Here is a 1654-nt window from a genome sequence, read left to right on the forward strand (position 1 = left end):
AGAGGAGCCATCATTCAATCGAACTATCGTATAAAAAGGCTTTAGTTGCTGCTAAAGCTTGGGCCTCACTTTACCTAAACGGGTTTTAAAAGAATAATAAAGATGGGTGTATTATCCATACAAGCTATTCAAGCGGGACAAATAACAGTTGGCTAGTTCCGCTTCGCTACACATTTTAGCCAACTACAATTTGCCCCTTAATAGGGCGTTAGGGCGCTAAATGAATATTCGACTCGTTGTAGCATTGAGTGTCTTATTAATCCCGTTGTGTGGCTACGGATTTATTCTTTATAAATCACCAATTCCTTATGAGATTGTGGATCGAGATAATTCAGGTGTTGTCTCAATATTAGAAGCGGTTGATTCTCTAGATGTAGGTCAGCGTAAAGTCGTCATAAACAGTATCAATTGTATCGAGTATTTTTGGTTAAAAGACGGGTTGTCAGCACATACAACTTGCACGCAGAGTTAACGCAGCCCTAACAAGGCATTCAAACGGACAAAATACAGTTGGTTGTTTTCACTCCGTTCAACATTATAACCAACTATATTTTGCCGCTTAATGTGGCGTTAGCCGTATAGTTGTAACCTCGAACTTTTGTGATACTATAGTGATACATTATTTGAGTTCTAAATAGGATTTATCATGAGAGTTGAACTTGTTACGACACTTAAGCGTCAAGCTACAAAAATTTTAGCTGACCTTCACATATCCAAAGAACCTGTGTTAATTACTGAGCATGGGCAACCATCGGCATATTTAGTTGATGTTGACGATTATGAATTTATGCAGCAACGAATGGCAATTCTTGAGGGTGTTGCACGCGGTGAGCAAGCAATTAAAAGCGGTAATACATTCTCGAATCAAGAAGCAAAAGAGAAAATGAGCAAATGGCTGAAATAATTTGGACATCTCCAGCTCTTGATGATTTAAATGATATTGCTGAGTATATTGCTTTAAGTAATATTGATGCGGCTAAGAAATTGACTCACAAAATATTTGACAAAATATCTAGGTTAGAAGACCATCCTGAATCAGGTAAAAGACCACTTGAATTAATTAACTTAAATTACCGTGAAGTTAATGTTAATCCTTGTCGTATTTTCTATAAAGTGGATAGCGACAAAGTTTATATATTACATGTCATGCGTCAAGAGCGAGATCTTCGTAGATTTCTTCTACAGAGCTAAATACGTCTAACAAGGCGTTCAAACGGACAAAAAACAGTTGGCTGTTTCACTCCGTTCACAATTTTAGCCAACAATTTTTTGCCGCTTAACGTAGCGTTAGTGTAATAAGGAGGTTTTAGGTGAACTTGAAAAATTTAAGTCTATTTTTGGCTGTTTTCATTTGTGGTTGTCAGACTACAAGCGAGAATCGAGATAATAGCTTTAGTATAAATGACATTGTAAAAAATGAACCACGTTGTACGGTATTCCCAAGAAAAATTGAAAATTTTAGCGATACGACTCAAGAAGGTTTTCCCATAAAAAGAGTTTCTCCAAAGTATCCAAAATCAGCAGCAAGGAATAAAATAAATGGCTATGTCAAATTTGAGTTCGATATTTCTTCTGAAGGTAAGCCCTTTAATATTGGTGTTATAGAATCTTCTCAGTCTGGTCTTTTCATAAAGCCAGCAACTGAAGCACTTAA

3 protein-coding genes are annotated in these 1654 nt (G+C 36.5%); all 3 read left to right on the forward strand.

The window, feature by feature from the left end; translation table 11 throughout:
- Nucleotides 1-646 precede the first annotated feature (646 nt).
- Complete coding sequence (locus H4J66_RS01055) at nucleotides 647-904, forward strand: type II toxin-antitoxin system Phd/YefM family antitoxin (protein WP_182169419.1); 258 nt, start codon at nucleotides 647-649, stop codon at nucleotides 902-904.
- Nucleotides 892-1191 (forward strand): type II toxin-antitoxin system RelE/ParE family toxin, encoded by a 300-nt coding sequence (locus H4J66_RS01060; protein WP_182169421.1) that lies wholly within the window; start codon nucleotides 892-894, stop codon nucleotides 1189-1191. The genes H4J66_RS01055 and H4J66_RS01060 overlap by 13 nt, the downstream gene beginning before the upstream one ends.
- A 119-nt stretch (nucleotides 1192-1310) precedes the next feature.
- On the forward strand, nucleotides 1311-1654 hold a 344-nt coding region (locus H4J66_RS01065; protein WP_182169435.1), incomplete at its 3' end, for an energy transducer TonB.

The sequence above is a fragment of the Colwellia sp. MB3u-55 genome (assembly GCF_014076785.1).
Classification (GTDB): domain Bacteria; phylum Pseudomonadota; class Gammaproteobacteria; order Enterobacterales; family Alteromonadaceae; genus Colwellia_A.

Coding starts and splice junctions, on each gene's coding strand:
- H4J66_RS01055 (WP_182169419.1), top strand. CDS start 647: ATGAGAGTTGAACTTGTTACGACACTTAAGCGTCAAGCTACAAAAATT.
- H4J66_RS01060 (WP_182169421.1), top strand. CDS start 892: ATGGCTGAAATAATTTGGACATCTCCAGCTCTTGATGATTTAAATGAT.